General features: G+C 70.7%; 13 protein-coding genes. 8 read left to right on the forward strand and 5 right to left on the reverse strand.

Annotated features, from left to right (window positions below; genetic code table 11):
* Positions 1–57: 57 nt before the first annotated feature.
* The 4 genes from BKK81_RS29930 (at position 58) to phaZ (ending at position 6,288) form a co-directional block, all read left to right on the forward strand.
* Positions 58–1,665 carry a carboxyl transferase domain-containing protein gene (locus BKK81_RS29930; RefSeq protein WP_071020520.1) on the forward strand — a complete coding sequence of 536 codons (1,608 nt, stop codon included), beginning with the start codon at positions 58–60 and terminating at the stop codon, positions 1,663–1,665.
* Between the two features lie 26 nt (positions 1,666–1,691).
* Complete coding sequence (locus BKK81_RS29935) at positions 1,692–2,480, forward strand: enoyl-CoA hydratase/isomerase family protein (protein ID WP_071020523.1); 789 nt, start codon at positions 1,692–1,694, stop codon at positions 2,478–2,480.
* Positions 2,481–2,715: 235 nt separating this feature from the next.
* Positions 2,716–4,749 carry an acetyl/propionyl/methylcrotonyl-CoA carboxylase subunit alpha gene (locus tag BKK81_RS29940; RefSeq protein ID WP_071020526.1) on the forward strand — a complete coding sequence of 678 codons (2,034 nt, stop codon included), beginning with the start codon at positions 2,716–2,718 and terminating at the stop codon, positions 4,747–4,749.
* 315 nt (positions 4,750–5,064) lie between these two features.
* On the forward strand, positions 5,065–6,288 hold the full coding sequence (gene phaZ, locus BKK81_RS29945; protein ID WP_071020528.1) for a polyhydroxyalkanoate depolymerase: 1,224 nt from the start codon (positions 5,065–5,067) through the stop codon (positions 6,286–6,288).
* A gap of 51 nt (positions 6,289–6,339) precedes the next feature.
* Here phaZ and uvrA read toward each other — a convergent pair whose 3' ends face one another.
* Positions 6,340–12,228, reverse strand: coding sequence for an excinuclease ABC subunit UvrA (gene uvrA / locus BKK81_RS29950; RefSeq protein ID WP_071020531.1), 5,889 nt, complete (start codon positions 12,226–12,228; stop codon positions 6,340–6,342).
* Positions 12,229–12,428: 200 nt separating this feature from the next.
* Here uvrA and BKK81_RS29955 point away from each other — a divergent pair, with 200 nt between their 5' ends.
* Complete coding sequence (locus BKK81_RS29955) at positions 12,429–12,710, forward strand: hypothetical protein (protein WP_071020534.1); 282 nt, start codon at positions 12,429–12,431, stop codon at positions 12,708–12,710.
* Between the two features lie 120 nt (positions 12,711–12,830).
* Positions 12,831–14,072 (forward strand): AI-2E family transporter, encoded by a 1,242-nt coding sequence (locus tag BKK81_RS29960; protein ID WP_083384543.1) that lies wholly within the window; start codon positions 12,831–12,833, stop codon positions 14,070–14,072.
* Positions 14,073–14,081: 9 nt separating this feature from the next.
* Here BKK81_RS29960 and BKK81_RS29965 read toward each other — a convergent pair whose 3' ends face one another.
* Positions 14,082–15,152 carry a glycosyltransferase gene (locus BKK81_RS29965; RefSeq protein WP_231908137.1) on the reverse strand — a complete coding sequence of 357 codons (1,071 nt, stop codon included), beginning with the start codon at positions 15,150–15,152 and terminating at the stop codon, positions 14,082–14,084.
* A gap of 190 nt (positions 15,153–15,342) precedes the next feature.
* Between BKK81_RS29965 and BKK81_RS36180 the strand changes: the two genes are divergently transcribed.
* Positions 15,343–16,929, forward strand: a complete 1,587-nt coding sequence (locus BKK81_RS36180) for a phage tail protein (RefSeq protein ID WP_197523998.1) — start codon at positions 15,343–15,345, stop codon at positions 16,927–16,929.
* A gap of 16 nt (positions 16,930–16,945) precedes the next feature.
* On the opposite strand, the gene BKK81_RS29975 is transcribed toward BKK81_RS36180, so the two are convergent.
* Both BKK81_RS29975 and BKK81_RS29980 read right to left on the reverse strand, forming a co-directional pair.
* On the reverse strand, positions 16,946–18,463 hold the full coding sequence (locus BKK81_RS29975) for a class I adenylate-forming enzyme family protein (RefSeq protein WP_071020539.1): 1,518 nt from the start codon (positions 18,461–18,463) through the stop codon (positions 16,946–16,948).
* 128 nt (positions 18,464–18,591) lie between these two features.
* Positions 18,592–20,241, reverse strand: coding sequence for an acyl-CoA dehydrogenase family protein (locus BKK81_RS29980; RefSeq protein WP_071020541.1), 1,650 nt, complete (start codon positions 20,239–20,241; stop codon positions 18,592–18,594).
* Positions 20,242–20,356: 115 nt separating this feature from the next.
* On the opposite strand from BKK81_RS29980, the gene BKK81_RS29985 reads away from it, so the two are divergent.
* On the forward strand, positions 20,357–21,004 hold the full coding sequence (locus BKK81_RS29985; protein ID WP_231908138.1) for a TetR/AcrR family transcriptional regulator: 648 nt from the start codon (positions 20,357–20,359) through the stop codon (positions 21,002–21,004).
* A 57-nt stretch (positions 21,005–21,061) separates the two neighbouring features.
* Here the strand turns inward: BKK81_RS29985 and BKK81_RS29990 are convergent, their stop codons facing one another.
* Entirely contained in the window at positions 21,062–21,532 is a 471-nt protein-coding gene (locus BKK81_RS29990) for an Lrp/AsnC family transcriptional regulator (RefSeq protein WP_071020544.1), read from the reverse strand.
* Positions 21,533–21,657 lie beyond the last annotated feature (125 nt).

The raw sequence follows: 21,657 nt of genomic DNA on the forward strand, positions 1-21,657 counted from the left end.
CCGCCGCGCCCGCCCCGGACCCGATCCGCCCTGATCCGCCCCGAACCGCGAGACCCCATGCCCATCCTCGAATCCAAGCTCAATGCCCGCGCCGAGGCCTTCAAGGCCAATGCCGAGGCTATGCAGGCCCTGGTGGCCGACCTCAAGGCCAAGATCGCCAAGCTCGCCGAAGGCGGCGGCGAAGCCGCGCGCGACAAGCACCTGGCGCGCGGCAAGCTGCTGCCGCGCGACCGCGTGCAGCAACTGCTCGATCCGGGCACGCCTTTCCTGGAGCTGTCCCAGCTGGCGGCCTACGACATGTACGACGATGCGGCGCCCGGCGCCGGCATCATCACCGGGATCGGCCGCGTGGCCGGCCAGGAATGCGTGATCGTCTGCAACGACGCCACCGTCAAGGGCGGGACCTACTACCCGATGACGGTGAAGAAGCACGTGCGCGCGCAGGAGATCGCCGAAGAGAACAACCTGCCCTGCATCTACCTGGTGGACTCCGGCGGTGCCAACCTGCCGAACCAGGACGAGGTGTTCCCGGACCGCGACCATTTCGGCCGCATCTTCTACAACCAGGCCAACCTGTCCAAGCGGGGCATTCCGCAGATCGCCGTGGTGATGGGCTCCTGCACCGCGGGCGGCGCCTACGTGCCGGCGATGAGTGACGAGTCCATCATCGTCAAGAACCAGGGCACCATCTTCCTGGGCGGCCCGCCGCTGGTGAAGGCCGCCACCGGCGAGGAAGTCAGCGCCGAGGACCTGGGCGGCGCCGACGTGCACACCCGCCTGTCCGGCGTGGCCGACTACTTCGCGCAGAACGACCTGCACGCGCTGTCGCTGGCGCGCAATATCGTCCAGCACCTGAACCGCCGCAAGCCCGACCAGATCCGCCTGCACGAGCCCAAGCCGCCGCGCTACCCGGTGGAAGAGCTGTACGGCGTGATCCCCACCGACACGCGCAAGCCGTACGACGTGCGCGAGGTGATCGCGCGCATCGTCGACGACTCCGACTTCGACGAGTTCAAGGCCCGCTACGGCACCACGCTGGTGTGCGGTTTCGCCCGCATCTGGGGCTACCCGGTCGGCATCGTCGCCAACAACGGCATCCTGTTCTCCGAATCGGCGCTCAAGGGCGCGCACTTCATCGAACTGTGCTGCCAGCGCAAGATCCCGCTGGTGTTCCTGCAGAACATCACCGGCTTCATGGTGGGCCGCAAGTACGAGAACGAAGGCATCGCGCGCAACGGCGCCAAGATGGTGACCGCGGTCGCCACCGCCCAGGTGCCCAAGTTCACCGTGATCATCGGCGGCTCCTTCGGCGCCGGCAACTACGGCATGTGCGGCCGCGCCTACTCGCCGCGCTTCCTGTGGATGTGGCCCAACGCCCGCATCTCGGTGATGGGCGGCGAGCAGGCCGCCAGCGTGCTGGCCACCGTGCGCCGTGACGGCATCGAGGCCAAGGGCGGCAACTGGAGCGCCGAGCAGGAAGAGGCCTTCAAGCAGCCGATCCGCGACCAGTACGAGCACCAGGGCCACCCCTACTACGCCAGCGCGCGGCTGTGGGACGACGGCGTGATCGACCCGGCGCAGACCCGCACCGTGCTCGGCCTCGGCTTGTCGGCCAGCCTCAACGCACCGATCGAAGACATGAAGTTCGGCGTCTTCCGCATGTGAGTGGCCGACATCTACAGGATCGCCCCATGGAATTCACCACCCTCACCGTCACTACCGCCCGCCACGTCGCCACGGTCACGCTGAACCGCCCGGACGTGCGCAACGCCTTCAACGAGACCGTGATCGCGGAGCTTACCGGCGCCTTCCGCGCGCTGGGCGCGGAGCCCGAGGTGCGCGCCATCGTGCTGGCCGGCAACGGCCCGGCCTTCTGCGCCGGCGCCGACCTGAACTGGATGAAGAAGATGGCCGGTTACTCCAATGAGGAGAACCATGCCGACGCGCTCACGCTGGCCGAGATGCTGTACACCATCTGGTCCTGCCCCAAGCCGGTGATCGCCCGCATCCATGGCGACACCTACGCCGGCGGCGTCGGCCTGGCCGCGGCCTGCGACATCGCCGTGGCCGCCGACCATGCGCACTTCTGCCTGTCGGAGGCGCGCCTGGGCCTGCTGCCCGCCACCATCAGCCCCTATGTGATCCGCGCCATGGGCGAGCAGGCAGCGCGCCGCTACTTCATCACCGCCGAGCGCTTCGATGCCGCCGAGGCGCTGCGCCTGGGCTTCGTCCATGCCGTGGCCGGCGCCGATGCGCTCGACGCCAAGGTCAACGAGATCAGCGCGGCGCTGGTCGCCAACAGCCCGAACGCGGTACGCGAAAGCAAGCGCCTGGTGCGCGAGGTAGCCGGTCGCCCGATCGACGACGACCTGCTGGCCGACACCGCCGAGCGCATCGCCGCCATCCGCGCCTCCGACGAAGGCCGCGAAGGCGTGCGCTCCTTCCTGGAGAAACGCACACCAGCCTGGCGTCCCGCCTGAGCCTGCGCACGACACGAGCTTTGCTCCCTTCTCCCGCTCGCGGGAGAGGGGCCGGGGGAGAGGGCTGGCACTTGCCAGCATGACGGCGTCCAGACCGCGTCCAGACCGCGTCTAACGCGCGGCGGCACGGCGGCCCCCTCCCGACCCCGTAGCCACCCAGACCTGAACGGGAAGTGATGAGAGCGCACCTCGACCAGCGCCGATCCTGCCCCTACACCACACAGGTAGAGACACTATGTTCAACAAGATCCTGATCGCCAACCGAGGAGAAATCGCCTGCCGCGTGGCGGCCACCTGCCGCCGGCTGGGCATCCGCACCGTGGCGGTGTACTCGGACGCCGACGCCGACGCGCGCCACGTGGCCTTCTGCGACGAGGCCGTGCACATCGGCGGCGCCGCCGCGCGCGACAGCTACCTGCGCGCCGACCACATCATCGAGGTGGCGCGCGCCACCGGCGCCCAGGCCATCCACCCCGGCTACGGCTTCCTCTCCGAGAACGAGGGCTTCGCCGAGGCCTGCGCGGCCGCCGGCCTGGTCTTCATCGGCCCGCCGGCCTCGGCCATCCGCGCCATGGGCAGCAAGAGCGCGGCCAAGCAGCTGATGGAGACCGCCGCCGTGCCGCTGGTGCCCGGCTACCACGGCGATGACCAGGACCCGGCGCTGCTGCGCCGCGAGGCCGACCGCATCGGCTACCCGGTGCTGCTCAAGGCCAGCGCCGGCGGCGGCGGCAAGGGCATGCGCGTGGTCGAGGCGCCCGAGGCCTTCGAGGCCGCGCTGGCCTCGGTCAAGCGCGAGGCGCTGGCCAGCTTCGGCGACGAGCGCGTGCTGGTCGAGAAGTACCTGACGCGCCCGCGCCACATCGAGATCCAGGTCTTCGCCGACAGCCAGGGCCACTGTGTCTACCTGTTCGAGCGCGATTGCTCGGTGCAGCGGCGCCACCAGAAGGTGCTGGAAGAGGCGCCGGCGCCGGGCATGAGCGAGGAACGCCGGCGCGCCATGGGCGAGGCGGCGGTGGCCGCGGCGCGCGCGGTGGGCTACGTGGGCGCCGGCACGGTGGAGTTCATCGCCAACCAGGACGGCAGCTTCTACTTCATGGAGATGAACACGCGGCTGCAGGTCGAGCACCCGGTGACCGAGATGATCACCGGGCAGGACCTGGTCGAGTGGCAGCTGCGCGTGGCCGCGGGCGAGCCGCTGCCGCTGGCGCAGGAGCAGCTGCGCATCGACGGCCACGCGCTGGAGGCGCGCATCTACGCCGAGAACCCGGACAAGCAGTTCCTGCCCTCGACCGGCACGCTGCGCTACCTGCGCACGCCGGCGGCGGTGCAGTTCATGCGCGGCGGCGCGGTCGACGGCAACCCGCACGGCCCGGCCGGCGTGCGCATCGACGCGGGTGTGCGCGAGGGCGACACCATCAGCCCCTACTACGACCCGATGATCGCTAAGCTGATCGTGTGGGGGCGCGACCGCGACGAGGCGCTGGCGCGCATGCGCCAGGCGCTGGCGGCCTACCAGGTGGTGGGGCTGTCGACCAACGTGGCCTTCCTGCAGCGGCTGGTGGCGTGCGAGGCCTTCGCGCAGGCGGACCTGGACACCGGGCTGATCGAGCGCAACCGGGCGGTGCTGTTCCCGCCGGCGGCGCCGGTGGGCATGGAGGCCATCGCGCTGGCGGTGGCGGCGCTGCAGGCGCGCGAGGCGGCCGAGCGCCGCGTCGACGAGGCCGATCCTCACTCGCCCTGGGTGCGTGCCGGGGCCTGGCGCCTCAATGGCGACAGCCACACGGACTACCTGTTCGGCGCCGCCGACGGCGAACTGCGGGCACGCCTGCAGGCCACCGCGGCCGGGGAATGGCTGCGCTTCGACGGCCGCAGCGAGCCCTTCCGCGCCGTGGCCCACGATGGCAGCTGCACCGTGGTGCTGGGCGGCCGCACGCTGCACGGCCATTACCACCTGGAGGATGACGCCGTCCATGTGTTCCAGGCTGGCCGGCATGTGCGGCTCGACATCGTCGATCCGCTGCGCCACGCCAGTGCCGCCGAGGCCGATGGCGGCAAGCTGGCGGCGCCGATGCCCGGGCGCATCATCGCGGTCATGGTCGAGGCCGGCAAGACCATCCGCAAGGGCGACCCGCTGGTGGTGATGGAAGCGATGAAGATGGAGCACACCCTGACGGCGCCGGCAGACGGCGTGGTCGGCGAAGTGCTGTATGCCGTGGGCGACCAGGTGCAGGACGGCGCCCAGCTGGTGACGCTGGCCCCGGCGGCCTGAGACCCCCCATCTCCCCGCCTTGGCGCGCCTGCCCCGGACGGGGCCGCGCCAGGCGGCGGCGCCCGCCGGGCGCCGCAAAAGCCCGGCGCAGGGCTGCCCTGTCACTCACAAGGCGACACGGATCCGGTGGCCATCCCGAGGAATCCCGCATTGCGGCAGGCGTGGATGGCCGGCCGATTCCATGTAGCAAACTCCGGACAATGGAGAATGGAGGCGGCCACGCGAAGCTTGCCGCGCGGGCACCTGCACGTATAGTGAAAGGAAACGGGCCGCATCCGCTGGCGCCTGCCTCCCGCCCACTGTCCGGAACTCCCCATGCTGTACCAGCTCCTCGAATACCAGCGTTCGCTGCTGACGCCCGTCTCCGACTGGGCCTCCGAGCTGACGCGCGCCTTCGCCGACCCGGACAGCCCGCTGGCGCGCATGCCTGGCGCGCCCTGCGTGGCGGCCGGCTGCGACATGCTGGCGCGCCTGGGGCGCGAGTATGGCAAGCCGGACTTCGCCATTGCTTCGGTGCCTGACGGCGCACGCGAACTGCCCATCCAGGAACAGGTGATCACCGAGCGGCCCTTCTGCCGCCTGCTGCGCTTCGCGCCGCCACCGGCGGCGGCCGCGGCGACGCGCCCTGCCGTGCTGCTGTGCGCGCCGCTGGCCGGCCATCACGCGGTGCTGCTGCGCGAGGTGGTCTCGACCCTGCTGCCGCTGTGCGACGTCTACGTGACCGACTGGATCGATGCGCGCGAGGTGCCGCTTTCGGCCGGGAGTTTCCATCTCGACGACTACGTGGCCTACCTGCAGGATTTCCTGCGCGCCATCGAGGCGCCGTCCCGCCATCTGCTGGCGGTCTGCCAGGCCACGGTGCCGGCGCTGGCCGCGGTTTCGCTGCTGGCCAGCGCCGGCGAGCCTCTGCCGGCCAGCCTGACCCTGGTGGGCGGCCCGATCGACGCGCGCGAGAATCCGACCGCGGTGGACCGGCTGGCGCTGCGCCAGCCGCTCTCCTGGTTCGCGCGCCACCTGATCCACACCGTGCCACCCCGCTACGCAGGCGCGGGGCGCCGGGTCTATCCCAGCTTCCTGCAGCACGCCGGCCTCGTCGCCGCGCACCCGTCCAGGCTGATGGGATCGCACTGGGACTACTACATGGACCTGATGCAGGGCGACCGCGCCGCGGCCGCCCTGCACCTGCGCACCTGCGACGAGTACAACGCGGTGATCGACATGGCCGCGGAGTTCTACCTCGACACGATCCGCATCGTCTTCCAGGAATTCCGCCTGGCGCGCGGCGACTGGAGCGTCGGCGGCCGGCCGGTGCGGCCCCAGGACATCCGCGGCATCGAGCTGCTGACCGTCGAGGGCGAGCTCGACGACATCGCCGGCCCCGGCCAGACGCGGGCCGCGGCCGACCTGTGCAGCGGCCTCGCGGCCCGGCACAAGCACCACCTGATGGTGGCCGGCAGCGGCCACTACGAACTCTTCACCGGCCCGCGCTGGCGCGACGAGGTCTTCCCGGCGGTGGCCGCGCTGCTTACCGCCGCTTGACGCGCCGGCCGGCGCTGGCTGACGTGCCTGCCGCTGCGCCGGCCGCCGCGCCTACGCTTCGCGCGCCTCCCGTGCCGCCGCCGGCGCCTGGCGCGCCAGCACCGGCACCAGCGCCGCGCCGGTGTGGCTGGCCTGCAGCCGCGCCAGCGCCTCCGGCGCGGCCGCGCCGACGATGGTGCCGCCCGCCGCGCCGCCCTCCGGTCCCAGGTCCAGGATCCAGTCGGCCTCGGCGATCACGTCGAGGTCGTGCTCGATCACCACCACGCTGTGGCCGCCGTCGGCAAGACGGTGCAGCACGCGGATCAGGCGCGCCACGTCCGCCATATGCAGGCCGACGGTGGGCTCGTCCAGCACGTACAGCGTGTGCGGCGCCTTCTGCCCGCGGCGCGTGATGTCGTCGCGCACCTTGGACAGCTCGGTCACCAGCTTGATGCGCTGCGCCTCGCCGCCGGACAGCGTCGGCGACGGCTGGCCCAGCGTCAGGTAGCCCAGGCCCACGTCCTTCATCAGCTGCAGCGGGTGGGCGATGCTGGTCATGGCCGCGAAGAACTCGACGGCTTCGTCGATCTCCATGGTCAGCACATCGCCGATGTTCTTGCCGCGCCAGGTGACGGCCAGGGTCTCGGCATTGAAGCGCTGCCCGTGGCAGACATCGCATGGCACCTTGACGTCCGGCAGGAAGCTCATGCCGATGGTGCGCACGCCCTGGCCTTCGCAGGCCGGGCAGCGGCCATCGCCGGTGTTGAAGGAGAAACGCGAGGCGCTGTAGCCGCGCGCGCGTGCTTCCAGGGTGTCGGCGAACAGCTTGCGGATGGTGTCCCACACGCCGATGTAGGTGGCCGGACAGGAGCGCGGCGTCTTGCCGATCGGCGTCTGGTCGACTTCCAGCACGCGGTCGATCTGTTCCCAGCCGGTGATCTGCTCGCAGCCCCGCCACTCGGGCCGCGCCTCGACCTTGGCGCGCGCCTTGGCCTTGCCGGCCTCGGCGGCCTCTTTCTGCGCGGCGGCGCGCGCGCGGCGCGTGGCCGGCGACGACAGCACCGAGCGCCCCACCGCGTCGAGCAGGTTGGCCATCAGCACATCGCGCGCCAGCGTGGACTTGCCCGAGCCCGACACACCGGTGATCGCCACCAGCCGGCCGAGCGGCAGCGCGGCCGTGACCTTGCGCAGGTTGTGCAGCGAGGCGCCGTGCACGGTCAGCCACTGCGCCGGCTCGGCCTGCTCGTCCGGTCCGCCGGCGCGGCCCGGGCGCACCGGCCGGCGTGGCTGCAGCGGATGCACCATCGGATTGGCGAGGAAGCGGCCGGTGGTCGAGGCGGCGCTGGCCTCCAGTTCGGCCACGCCGCCCTGGGCCACCAGGCTGCCGCCGCGCTTGCCCGCCCCCGGTCCGATATCGATGATGTGATCGGCGCGGCGGATGGTGTCTTCGTCGTGCTCGACCACCACCAGCGTGTTGCCCTTGTCGCCGAGCTTGCGCAGGGCGTCGAGCAGGATCCGGTTGTCGCGCGGATGCAGGCCGATGGTCGGCTCGTCCAGCACGTAGCACACGCCCTGCAGGTTGCTGCCGAGCTGGGCCGCCAGCCGGATGCGCTGGGCTTCCCCGCCGGACAGGCTGGGCGCGGCGCGGTCCAGGCTCAGGTAGCCCAGCCCCACCTCCTCCAGGAACTCCAGCCGGCTGCGGATCTCGCTGACCACGTCCCGCGCGATCTCGGCGTCGCGCCCCGACAGCGACAGGCCGGCGATCCAGGCGCGCGTGTCGGACACGGTCCACTGCGCCACGTCGACGATGGCGCAAGCATCGAAAGTGACCGCGCGCGCCGCCGGGTTCAGCCGCGTGCCGCCGCAATCGGCGCAGGGCGTCTCGCCCACGCCTTCGGGCTCCTGCTCTTCCGAGGGCAGGGTCTGCTCGCGCCCGCGGCCGTCCTCGGCCAGCACGGTGTCGTCGTAGGCGGCCCGCTGCTCGCGCGTCAGCTGCAGGCCGGTGCCGACGCAGCTCGTGCACCAGCCGTGCTTGCTGTTGTAGGAAAACATGCGCGGGTCGAGCTCGGCATAGCTGGTGCCGCACACCGGGCAGGCGCGCTTGGTGGAGAAGACCTTGGTCTCGCCCACGCGCGCCGTGCCGCCCTGGCGCATGGCGTGGTCCAGCCCGTCCAGCGGCGCCAGCAGGTGCATCACGCCCTTGCCGATCTCCAGCGCCTGCGCCAGCAGCTCGCGCAGGCGCCCTTCGTCGTCGGGCGACACCACCAGGTCGCCCACCGGCAGTTCGATGGTGTGCTCGCGGAAGCGGTCCAGGCGCGGCCAGGGATCGACCGGCAGGAATTCACCGTCGACGCGCAGGTGCGTGTTGCCGCGCGCCTTGGCCCACTTGGCCAGGTCGGTATAGACGCCCTTGCGGTTCACCACCAGCGGCGCCAGCAGGCCGACATGCTGGCCGCGATAATCGCGCAGCAGCTGCGCGGCGATCGATTCCATGCTCTGCGAGGTCACCGGCGTGCCGTCGTGGATGCAGTGCTGGATGCCCAGCTTGACGTAGAGCAGGCGCAGGAAGTGCCAGACCTCGGAGGTGGTGGCCACCGTGCTCTTGCGGCCGCCGCGCGACAGGCGCTGCTCGATCGCCACGGTCGGCGGGATGCCGTACACCGCGTCCACCTCGGGCCGGCCGGCCGGCTGCACGATGGAGCGCGCATAGGCATTGAGCGATTCCAGGTAGCGCCGCTGGCCCTCGTGGAACAGGATGTCGAAGGCCAGCGTGGACTTGCCCGAGCCCGACACGCCGGTGACCACGTTGAACTTGCCGTGCGGGATGTCGACGTCGAGCGCTTTCAGGTTGTGCTCGCGCGCGTTGACGATGCGCACCGACTGCGGCGGCAGGCGCCGTGCCCGAGCCGCCTGCAGCGCGGTCTGCAGTGGCAGTCCCTCGCCTTCTCCCTCCGCTGCCGGCGCGACCGCCTCGCTCGCCGCGGCGGCCATGGCCGCCATCGCTTCCTCGTACTGCGCCAGGGCCCGGCCGGTATGCGATGCGGCGCAGCGCTTGACCGTTTCCGGCGTGCCTTCGCACAGCACGCGCCCGCCCGCGTCGCCGCCCTCGGGGCCGAGATCGACCAGCCAGTCGGCGGCGCGGATCACGTCCAGGTTGTGTTCGATCACGATCAGCGAATGGCCGCCGTCGAGCAGCTTGCCGAAGGCCCGCATCAGCTTGGCGATATCGTCGAAGTGCAGGCCGGTGGTGGGCTCGTCGAACATGAAGAGCTTGCCTTCCTCGGGCAAGGGCCTGACCCGCCCGCTGGTGGCCTGCGCGGTCTCGGCGAGGAAGCCGGCCAGCTTGAGGCGCTGCGCCTCGCCGCCCGACAGCGTCGGCACCGGCTGGCCCAGCTTGACGTACTCCAGCCCAACGTCCTCGATCGGCTGCAGCACGCGCAGCACGCCGGCATCGCGCGCGAACAGCGCGGCCGCCTCGCTGACGGTCAGGTCCAGCACGTCGGCCACGCTCAGCAGGCGCGGCCGCCCGTCGGCGCCGCTGCGCTCGATCTTGACCTCCAGCACCTCGGCGCGGTAGCGCGTGCCGTCGCAGTCCGGGCAGCGCAGGTAGACGTCGGACAGGAACTGCATCTCGACGTGCTCGAAGCCCGAGCCGCCGCAGGTGGGGCAGCGCCCGTCGCCCGAGTTGAAGCTGAAGGTGCCGGCGGTGTAGCCGCGCTGCAGCGCCACCGGCGCCTTGGCGAACAGCTTGCGGATCTCGTCGAAGGCGCCGACGTAGCTGGCCGGGTTCGAGCGCGCGGTCTTGCCGATCGGCGACTGGTCGACGAAGACCACGTCGCTGACCTGGCCGGCGCCGGACAGCGCGCGGTAGGCGCCGGGCGCTTCGGTGGCCTTGCCGAAGTGGCGTGCCATGGCCGGGTAGAGCACGTCCTGCAGCAGCGTCGACTTGCCCGAGCCCGACACCCCGGTCACGCATACCAGGCGGTGCAGCGGGATCGATACCGTGACGTCCTGCAGATTGTGTTCGCTGGCACCCTCCAGCACGATGCGCGGCGTGTCGTCCGCCACCGGCCGGCGCTGCCAGTGGGTGGCGTCGGCCACGCGGCGGCGTCCGCCGAGGTAGTCGCCGGTCAGCGTGGCGACGCTGCGGATCTGCCCCGGCGTGCCGTCGAAGACGATGGTGCCGCCGCGCTCGCCCGGTCCCGGGCCCATGTCGATCAGGCGGTCGGCGGCCAGCATCACCGACGGATCGTGCTCGACCACCACCAAGGTGTTGCCGGCATCGCGCAGGCGGTGCATGGCCTCGACGATGCGGTTCAGGTCGCGCGGGTGCAGGCCGATGCTGGGTTCGTCGAGCACGAACAGCGTATTGACCAGCGAGGTGCCCAGCGCCGTGGTCAGGTTGATGCGCTGCACCTCGCCGCCCGACAGCGTGCGGCTCTGGCGGTCCAGCGTCAGGTAGCCCAGGCCGACGTCGCACAGGTACTTCAGGCGCGTGCGCACCTCGGCCAGCAGCAGCTTGAGGGCATCGTCCAGCAGCGCGCTGGGCAGGGTCAGGGTGTCGAAGAAGCGGCGGATGCGCTCGATCGGCAGCAGCATCAGGTCGTGCACGGTCAGGCCCGGCAGCGCTTCGAGCTGCTCGCGCTGCCAGTGCGTGCCGCGCGGCAGGAAACGCTGCGCCGGTGCCAGCACGGCATCGGCGTTGTCACGGCTGCCCAGGCGCCACAGCAGGGACTCGGTCTTCAGGCGCGCGCCGCCGCAGGTCTCGCAGGGCGTATAGCTGCGGTACTTCGACAGCAGCACGCGGATGTGCATCTTGTAGGCCTTCGACTCCAGGTAGTCGAAGAAGCGCATCACGCCGTACCACTGCTTGTTCCACTGGCCGTCCCACTCCGGCGAGCCGTGCACCACCCAGTGCCGCTCGGCCTCGCTGAGCTGCTCCCAGGGAATGTCGCGCGGGATGCCGGCGCGCGCCGCGTAGCGCATCAGGTCGTCCTGGCATTCTTTCCAGGCCGGCGTCTGCATCGGCTTGATGGCGCCGTCGCGCAGGCTCTTGCGGCCGTCGGGGATCACCAGGCCGAGGTCCACGCCGATCACGCGGCCGAATCCGCGGCAGGTGTCGCAGGCGCCGTAGGCCGAATTGAAGGAAAACAAGGCCGGCTGGGGCTCGGCATAGCGCAGGTCGCTGTCCGGGCAATGCAGCCCGGTGGAGAAGCGCCACAACTGCGCCTCGCCCTCCTCGGCCAGCACGTGGACGTCGACGCGTCCGCCGCCGCGCTTGAGCGAGGCTTCCAGCGCCTCGATCACGCGGGCCTTGTCCGCTCCCGGCAGGCGGAAGCGGTCCGCCACCACGTCCAGGATCTTGCGCCGCCCGGTCGGCGAGTCCGCCTCGCGCTGCGCCTGCACGCGCGTATAGCCGCTCACCGACAGCCACTGCTGCACCTCTTCCTCGGTGGTGCTGCTGGGCAGCTCGACCGGGAAGGTCACCACCAGGCGCGCACCCGCGTGCGCGGTGCCAGGCGCGGTGCGCGCCAGCAGCTCGGCATAGATGGTCTCGGGGGTGTCGTGCCGCACCGGCTGGGCGGTGTCGCGGTCGAACAGCTCGGCCGCGCGCGCGTACAGCAGCTTCAGGTGGTCGTTCAGCTCGGTCATGGTGCCGACCGTCGAACGCGAGCTGCGCACCGGATTGGTCTGGTCGATGGCGATCGCGGGCGGCACGCCGTCGACGCGATCCACCTGCGGACGGTCCATGCGGTCGAGGAACTGGCGCGCGTAGGCGCTGAAGGTTTCGACGTAGCGGCGCTGGCCTTCGGCGTACAGGGTGTCGAAGACCAGGCTGGACTTGCCCGAACCGGACGGCCCGGTCACCACGGTCAACTCACCGGTGTGCAGGTCGAGGTCGACTTCCTTGAGATTGTGCTGGCGCGCGCCGCGGATGCTGATCAGATTTTCCCTGGACAATTTGTTCTTCCAAATCAAGGCATTACACGCAATCCAGCGCCGGGCCGAGGCGCGGAAAGCCACAGTATCACACCAAAGCAGGAGGACGTTCGGCCGGGAACTCGGAAAGACGCTGGGCATTCCCTGATCTATTCCCGACCCAGCAGGTCAGAATTATACTGTATATCCGTACAGTATCGTTACACGCCTTGCCAAGTCCCATGCCTGCCTTTCTTGCCACTTCCATCCTGCTGGAAGCCGACTTCCTGCCCGGCGACCGCGAAACCGTCCGCCTGCCCTGCACCACCGTGGTGGTCCACGACGGCGCCATCAGCGTGCGCGGCGTCGAGACCTGGCGCATCGACGCGCTGCGCTGGCAGCCGGACAGCCTGTCCTTCGAAAGCGGCGGCGAATGCCACCGCTACCGGGTCGGCCGCCCGTCGCTGGGCGGCGCGCTCACCGCTCGCTTTCCGCTGCGCGCGGCGCTCGGCGCACCCGGCTGACTCCGCGGGCGGAGGCCGCCGGCACACACGCGCCGTCACGCGGACTTGGTAAGCTTGGAGCTTCGGCAGCCCGCGCCACCCGGCGGCGCGGGACTGCGCCCCCGACAAGGTGACTTCGACATGAGTGACAGGGATCGGTCCGGCCTGCAGCAGATCTCCTTCTACCTCGTGCTGGCCGCGGTCTCCGTGGCCTTCTGCTTCGTGCTCTGGCCCTATGCGGGCGCGGTGTTCTGGGGCGCCGTGCTCGCCATCATCTTCACGCCCGCCAACAACTGGCTGGCGCGCGCGCTGGGCGGCCGCCGCAACCTCGCCGCGCTGCTCACGCTGACCATCTGCCTGCTGATCGTGGTGCTGCCCCTGGTCTTCCTCGCCGGGGCGCTGCTGCAGGAGGGCAATACGGTGTTCCAGCAGATCCGCTCCGGCCAGATCGACTTCGGCAACTACTTCCAGCGCGCCATCTACGCGCTGCCGCCCTCGCTCGGCAAGCTGCTGGAGCGGCTGGACCTGGCCGACATCGGCGGCCTGCAGCAGAAGCTGACCGCCGGCGCCGCCCAGGCCAGCCAGTTCGTCGCCACGCGCGCGCTCAGCATCGGCCAGAACACCTTCCAGTTCATGATCGGTTTCGGCGTGATGATGTACCTGCTGTTCTTCCTGCTGCGCGACGGCCCCGACATCTCGCGCCGCATCATCCACGCCATCCCGCTCGAGGCCGGCCACAAGGAGCACCTGCTGCGCAAGTTCACCACGGTGGCGCGCGCCACCGTCAAGGGCAATCTCGCCGTGGCCGCCGTGCAGGGGGCTCTGGGCGGGCTGATCTTCTGGATCCTCGGCATCCAGGGCGCGCTGCTGTGGGCCGTGCTGATGGCCTTCCTGTCGCTGCTGCCGGCGGTCGGCGCCAGCCTGATCTGGGGACCGGTTGCGATCTACTTCCTGCTCACCGGCGAGACCGCCAAGGGCATCGTGCTGATCGCCTTCGGCGCCGTGGTGATCGGCACCGTCGACAACCTGCTGCGGCCGATCCTGGTCGGCAAGGACACGCGCATGCCCGATTGGGTGGTGCTGATCTCGACGCTGGGCGGGATGTCGCTGTTCGGCCTGAACGGCTTCGTCATCGGCCCGCTGATCGCCGCGCTGTTCATCGCCGCCTGGGACCTGTCCACCTCCACCCGCGAAGAGATCGCGCGACGCGAGGCAAGCGCCGGGTCCGCCGGGGCCGTGGATGCGCCGACGCCCGCGCCCGCGCCCGCGGACGCGGTGGGCGACCGGGGCGACCGGGGCGACCGGGGCGACCGGAGCGACCCTGGCGGCAACAGCCGCGCGGCGGCGGCCGCCACCGCCGGGCGGCGGCCCGACCAGGCCTGAGGCACCAGGTTAGATGCCGTAGAAGACGCGGTTGCCCTCGATGCGGGCGCGCTCGGCCTCGGGATAGGCCGCGCCGGCCAGCAACCGGCGCAGGGCCTCGCGGCCCTGCTCCAGCGCGCCGACGTAATAGGCGCTGACCACCAGTTCGTCGAGCGCGCGCCAGGTGTAGACGGCATCGTCCAGGAACAGCGTGTCAGCAGGACGCGCCAGCGCCGCGGCCTGCTGCGCGTACAGGTGCGCCAGCGCGAATTCGCCGCGCAGGCGGTGGTAGCGCGCCAGCTCGCACAGCGGCTCGGCACGCACCGGCCGCGCCTGGTAGGCGGCCAGGTAGGCCTCGCGCACCTCGGCGGCGGGCGCTTCCAGCCGCTCGGTCAGCACCGCCACCTGGAAGCGCGAGAACCAGCACTCCTCCTCCCAGCCGCCCAGCGCGATGCGCTCGCGGTAGGCCTGCAGGCTCTGCTGCAGCAGGCCGGCGTCGCGGTAGCTCTGCGCCAGGTAGAAGCGGTAGCGCGTATGGCCCGGTTCAGCGCGCAGGGCGCGCTCCAGCACCTCGATGTCGCGCAGGTAGGTTTGGCTGTCGCGCGCCCGCGCACCGTCGCGCGAGACCACGATGGCGGCGCCGGCCAGGTTCTGCCAGCGGTGCGGCGCATCCTGCGTCAGGTATTCGTGCAGCACCCCTTCCCAGCGCCACGGCTGGCGCGCCGAGACCAGCGCGTTGCGCTGGTACTGCCAGCCGTTCAGCTCGCAGCGGAACTGGTAGCCGTCGCCGTCCAGCGCGGGCCAGCGGAAACCCGCGTCCATGCGCAGGGTCTCGTCCGCATCGATGAACAGCAGGTAGTCCGCCTGCGGCCGCGCCAGCGCCATTGCCTCGTTGCGGTTATGGGCGAAATCGCGCCACGGACGCTCATGCAGTTCCCCGGGCACGCCGCCCATGAAGTCCCGGATGATGTCCTGCGTGCCATCCGTCGAACCGGTGTCGACAATGACCCAGCGATCGATCCACGGCCTGACCGAGGCCAGGCAGCGGGTGATCACCGGCGCCTCGTTCTTGACGATCATGTTCAGGCAGATACCACTCACCTTGCCGTCCTTTCCTTTCTCCGCGCACCGGCCGGCCAGACGCCCGGCCGCCGTGTATCGCTAATGTCTAGTGATTTTGTCGAATCTGACAACATTATCAGATTGAACAATATAATCCGCTCGGTCATTTCCGAATGGTAGCGGATGGCCTGCGTCGCTGGCCCTTTGTTGGCAAACGATGTCGCGCCCGATGCACACGCACCATATCCACTCGGATAGACCAAGAAGACGCAAACAGGTCCGGAGCGCATGCGACCGGATCATTTCACAACGACAAATTGTTTTGGGGAAAATCATGCGGAAATCCAGTTGGGCATTGTGCCTGTCGCTCGCGACAAGCACGCTCCTGAGCGCGTGCGGCGGCGGCGACGACGCCGCGCCGGTCAGCAGCAATGGCGCGGCGCCGCAAGTTGCCAGCATCAACGGCATCGCGGCCATCGGTTCGCCCATCGCGAGCGCCCAGGTACTGCTCAAGTGCGTGCAGGGTCAAGCCTCGGCAACGACGGGCTCCGACGGCAGCTGGAAGGTCAGTTCGGCCGGCCTCGTCCTGCCTTGCGTCGGGCGCGTGGTCGCGCCGGACGGCAGCGTGCTGCACACCTTCATCGCCAGTGCCGGCAACACCAACATCACGCCGCTCACCGAACTGGTGGTGGCCGCGGCTGCCGGCACTTCGGACACCGAGTCGGTGTATAGCGGCCTGTCGGCCAATTCCGCCTCGCAGATCAGCGGCCGCCTCGACAGCGCGATCCTGCTGACCCAGCAGCGCCTGTCCAACCTGGGCGTGGACGTGCGCGGGCTCAACCTGCTCAACCAGGCGTTCCAGCCCAAGAACGGCGACAGCTACGACGACAAGCTCGAAGCGCTGCGCGCCCAGTTGACGGCGGCCAACGCGACGCTGGCGGCGATCAAGCAGGATGTCGCCAATGGCAACGTGGGCGCCACGGGGGCCACCGGCGCGACGGGGGCTGCGGGGGCTACAGGCGCCACCGGGGCGACCGGCGCCGTGGGAGCGACCGGGGCCACGGGTGCAGCGGGTGCTACCGGCGCCACCGGCGCGGCGGGTGCCACGGGAGCGACCGGCCCCACTGGCGCAACGGGAGCGACCGGGGCGACCGGGGCGACCGGAGCGACCGGGGCCTTGGGCTACACGGGTACGACGGGCGCAACCGGCGCAACCGGCGCGATCGGGGCGACCGGCGCGACCGGCCCCGCTGGCGCCGTCGGACCCGTCGGACCCGTGGGCGCCACGGGCGCAACCGGATCCGCTGGCGCGACGGGTGCGACCGGGGCTACCGGTGTAACGGGTGCCACGGGGACGGCGGGGGCCACCGGAGCGACCGGAGCCACCGGCCCGGCGGGCGCCACCGGAGCCACCGGCGCTGCGGGTGCGACGGGTGTGACAGGAGCCATGGGTGTGACGGGAGCCACCGGCGCGACGGGGCCGCAGGGCAGCGCCGGCGTCACGGGCGCGACCGGAGCGACCGGTGCGACCGGTGCGACCGGCCCAAGCAGCTGCATACTCGGCACGGTGTGGATGGTCGCGACCAACCTCGGCAATCCAAGCCTGACGAGCAACAGCTGGTACTTGCCCGCCGATGGCAGGGCCTTGTTCCAGGGGCAATACCCCGGTCTCTACAATGTGATCGGCACGACCTACGGTGGCAACGGCGCGCTCTTCAACCTGCCCGACCTGAGCGGTTACAACATACCGCTCACCGGCACGGGCTCGGTCATCTACGTGATCTGCGTCAACGGCTCGATGCCCCCATCCCCGTAAGAGTGCGCCCCCGCCGCTACGCCGCCCGCCCCCGCAGCACGTGCTTCATCAGCTTGCCGGTAGGCGTGCGCGGCAGCGTGTCGTACAGCTCGACGCGGCGGGGAATCTTGTAGCGCGCCAGGCGTGGCGTCAGGAAGGTGCGCAGCGCCTCGACGTCGGCCGCGCCGGGTGCCGCGCCCGGCTTGAGCACCACGCAGGCGGTCACGGTCTCGCCCCATTCGGGGTGGGGCCGTCCGATCACCGCCACGTCCTGCACCAGCGGATGCGTGCTCAGCACGTCCTCGACTTCCTTCGAATAGACGTTTTCCCCGCCCGTGATGACCATGTCCTTGGCACGGTCGACGATGGTCAGGTAACCGTCCTCGTCCACCTGCGCGAGATCGCCGCTGGCATACCAGCCATCGCTGTCGAAGGCGTTCGCGGAGGCTTCGGGATCATCGAGGTAGCCTTGCATCATCGCGTCCGAGCGCAGCCGGATCTCGCCCACTTCGCCGGGCCCGGCCGGGCTGCCGTCGTCCTTGATCACGCGCATTTGCACGCCCGGCATGCTGGCGCGCCCGATCGAGCCCGCGCGCGCGATGGCCTCGTCGGCATAGAGCGCGGTGCCGAGCGGCCCGGTCTCGGTCATGCCGTAGACCTGCACGAAGTGCGGCGAGCGGTAGGCATCCGCCAGCCGGCGCGCCATCCCGGCGCCCAGCGGGCCGCCGCCGCAGGTCCACAGCCGCATCGAGCCGAGGTCGTAGGCGGCGAAGTCCGGCACCGCATGCAGCGGCGCCAGCAGCGCCACCGGCGCGCAGAAGGTGCAGGTGGTGCGTTCCTGCTGGATCGTGCGCAGAAAGGCGGCCGGCTCGTACTCGCGCAGCAGCACCACGGTGCCGCCCATCAGCAGCGTCGACAGGGTCCAGTTGTTGAGCGGCGAGGCATGCCAGATCGGCATCGCCACCAGCATGCGCTCCTCGCGCGTGATCGACATGCCGGCGGCGGTGCCCAGCGCGGCGGCGAACACGCTGGCATGGGTGTGCAGGCAGCCCTTGGGCTTGCCGGTGGTGCCCGAGGTATAGAGGATCTCGGCGAGATCGCCGGCGTCCGGCTCGATGCCGGCGTGCTCCGGCGCCGCGGCCACCAGCGCATCGAAGTCGTCGCTGCCGGCGGCGGCGGTGGCCGTGGTCAGGCATTGCAGCGGCGCCGACACGCCCGCCAGCACGGCGGCGAAGCGCCCGTCATGGATGCAGTGCCGGGCGCCGCTATGCGCGAGGATGTAGTCCACTTCCGCCGCCTGCAGCTTGTGGTTGACCGGCACCACCGCCGCGCCCAGGCGCAGCGCGCCGAACATGGCCACGAGGAAGCCGGGCGTGTTGGTGCACATCAGCGCCACGCGGCTGCCGCGCGTGACGCCGCGCCCCTGCAGCACGGTGGCGGCACGCCGCGTCATGGCGTTGAAGTCCTGGTAGCTGAGGGTTGCGCCTTCGTAGCGGAGCGCCGGCCGGTGCGGCTGGTTGCGCACCGTGGCCTCGAGCATTGCGACAAGGTTCAAGCTGTGTCTCCCATCTGTCGTGGACGTAGTCGTAGTCGTAGTCGTGATCGCGCACGGCGCGGCCGCCGCGCGCTGCGGGCCGGGCGGCAGGTCCGGGGGTGCCCGCCGCCGGGACCGATGGATCGGGCTCAGGCCGCCCAGGCCATCTCCAGCAGCCGTGCTTCGTCGGCGCCGCGACCCAGCCCGGCGCTGATGCCCGCCACCGCGCCCCAATCGGCATCGAAGCGGCTGGCCACGAAGGCCTCGGCCGCCAGCGGATCGGCATGGCGCAGCATCAGGCAGGCCTGCGCGGTCAGCGCCAGGCGGGTGGTGAAGCGGCGCGCTTCGGTTTCCTGGACCTCGGGCGGCAGCGCCAGCGCGTCCTGCAGCTTGCGCAGGCTGGCCGCGACGCGGGCGTCGCCGCCGCCGAGCGCCTGCAGGCGGGCCAGCACCGCGGCGAAGTCGCCCGGCTTGCGGCTGATGGCGCGCAGCACGTCCAGGCACATCACATTGCCCGAGCCCTCCCAGATCGAATTGACCGGAGCGTCGCGGAACAGCCGACCCATCGGGCCGTCCTCGACATAGCCGTTGCCGCCGAACACTTCCATCGCTTCGCCGGTCAGTTCGACCGCGCGCTTGCACACCCAGAACTTGGCCACCGGGGTCAGCACGCGACGCCAGCCGACCACGGCCTCGTCGTCTTCGCCGAAGGCGCTGGCCAGGTCCATCGACAGCAGCATGGCGGCCTCGCTCTCCAGGGCCAGGTCGGCCAGCAGGCGGCGCATCAGCGGCTGCTCCACCAGCATCTTGCCGAAGGCGCGGCGGTGGCGCGCGTAGTGCAGGGCCTGCGCCAGCGCCTGGCGCAGGAAACCGGCGCTCGACAGGGCGCAGTTCAGGCGGCTGTAGGTGGCCATCTCCAGGATGGTGGGAATGCCGCGCCCCTCCTCGCCGACCAGGATGCCCCAGGCTTCCTTGAATTCCACCTCGCTGCTGGAGTTGGAACGGTTGCCCACCTTGTCCTTCAGGCGCTGGATCTCGACCGCGTTCTTGCTGCCGTCGGGCCGCCAGCGCGGCACGTAGAAGCAGGACGAGCCCGCCTCGGTTTTGGCCAGCACCAGGTGGGCGTCGCACATCGGCGCCGAGAAGAACCATTTGTGCCCGGTCAGCAGGTACTCGGCGCCGCGCCCCTCGCCGCGCAGGCTGACGGCGCGCGTGGTGTTGGCGCGCACGTCGCTGCCGCCCTGCTTTTCGGTCATGCCCATGCCGACCGTGATCGAGGTCTTCAGCTCGGCCGGCAGGTCGCGCGCATCGTGGTCGCGCGCCAGCAGCCTGGCCCCGATGCGCTCGTACAGCGCGGGCTCCTTCTGCAGCACGGGGATGCAGGCCTGGGTCATGTTGGTCGGGCACAGCGAACCCGACTCGATCTGGCTGTGCATGTACTGCGCGGCGCCGTAGGCGGCCCAGGCCGACGGCCGGCTGTCGGCGAACGGCAGGTTGGCCAGGCCGCTGCGCCGCGCGATCTGCATCACCTCATGCCAGGCCGGGTGGAAACGCACCTGGTCGATGCGCTCGCCCAGGCGCGAGTGCGTGTGCAGCTCCGGCGTGTAGCGGTTGGCAGCCTCGGCCCGGCGCAGCATCGCCTCCGAGCCCAGCTCGGCGCCCTGGCGGCTGAGTTCGGCGGCATGCCAGCCGGCGCCGCCGCGCTCGACAGCACGCTGCAGCGGCAGGTCCGTGGCGTAGAGGTTGTAGTCCTTCAGCTCCGGCACCTGGTTGCTGACGTCGTGGGTCTTCCATGTCATGGCGGGTCTCCTTGGCCGGCGGCGCCCGGCCGCTCCGGCCCGGCCCGCCCTTGGTATAGTCGAGCGGTCATTCTAGGAAGGAATGCGCCCCCGACTGTTCGGCTTCCGGAGAACCATGCCGCTGCCCGCCAAAGCCCCGTCCCGCACGCGCCGCAAACCCATCCAGGCCCGCTCCTGGCAGACCTCGCTGGCCATCCAGGAAGCCTTTGTTCGGCTTTTGGTGCAGACGGGCGACTACGACGGCATCACGATCCGCGCCATCATCGACCTCGCCGGCGTGGGCCTGGGCACCTTCTACGAGTACTTCGCCAACAAGGAAGAACTGGTGCGGGTCTGCCTGCACCTGCGCACCAAGGCCATCCTGCAGGCCATGGGACAGGCGCTCGACGACTGCGCGGGGCGCCGGCTGCGCGACGTCACCGAGCGCCTCATCGACGTCAACATCGACCACCACCGCCCCACCCCCGAACGCTGGGGTCCGCTCTACCTGCTGGAGCGCCACTATTCGGGCCAGGCGGCCTACCAGAAGACCTACGACCGCTTCATCGACGCCTGGCGGCGCGCCTTCCTGCTGGCGCGCGACTGGCCGGCCGGAGTCGATGCCCAGGAGGCCGCGGCCACCGCCCAGACCCTGGTCTACGGGCTGATCGCGCGCGCCTGCATCAGCGCGGGCGCGCGCGTCGACCACGAGCGGCTGCGGCGACAGGTGCGGCTGGCGCTGCACGGCTACCTGCGCGAGTGCCGGCGCACCGCGCCCGCCTGAAGCGCCCTTGAGCGCTCCGAGCCGCCCGGGCCGCCCGGGCCGCCCGGGCCGGCTTGCTCAGCCCAGCGGCAGCGCCGTGCTGTACAGCACCTGCTTGAGCGCGAAGCTGGAGCGGATGCTGGACACGCCGGGGATGCGCGTGATCTGGTCGATGATGAGGCGCTCCAGCGCCTCCACGTCGGGCACCACCACCCGCAGCAGGTAGTCGGCATCGCCCGACATCAGGTAGCACTCCATCACCTGGGGCAGGCCGGCGATGCGCCGCTCGAAGCTGTCGAGGGTTTCGCGGCGCTGCTTGTCCAGCGACACCTGGATGAAGACCACCACCTTGAGGCCCAGCTTGCGCGCATCGAGCAGGGTCACCTTGCGCGAGATCACGCCCTGCTTCTCCAGCTGCCGCACGCGCGCCAGGCAGGGCGAAGGCGACAGGTTGACGCGGCTGGCCAGCTCCACATTGGTCAAGCTGCCGTCGCGCTGCAGTTCGCTGAGAATCCGGATATCGGTGGCATCGAGATCGACGTCCAGCACATCATGCTCCTGAAAATGGCATGGGCAGCATTCTATGCTGAACCGATAGGCTGGGGCAGCGAAATACGGGAAATGCTGCGGCGCAATGCGCCCTAGACTCATCCCATCCGCGGCAAGTGGCCGCG

The sequence above is a fragment of the Cupriavidus sp. USMAHM13 genome, from assembly GCF_001854285.1.
Lineage (GTDB): Bacteria > Pseudomonadota > Gammaproteobacteria > Burkholderiales > Burkholderiaceae > Cupriavidus > Cupriavidus malaysiensis.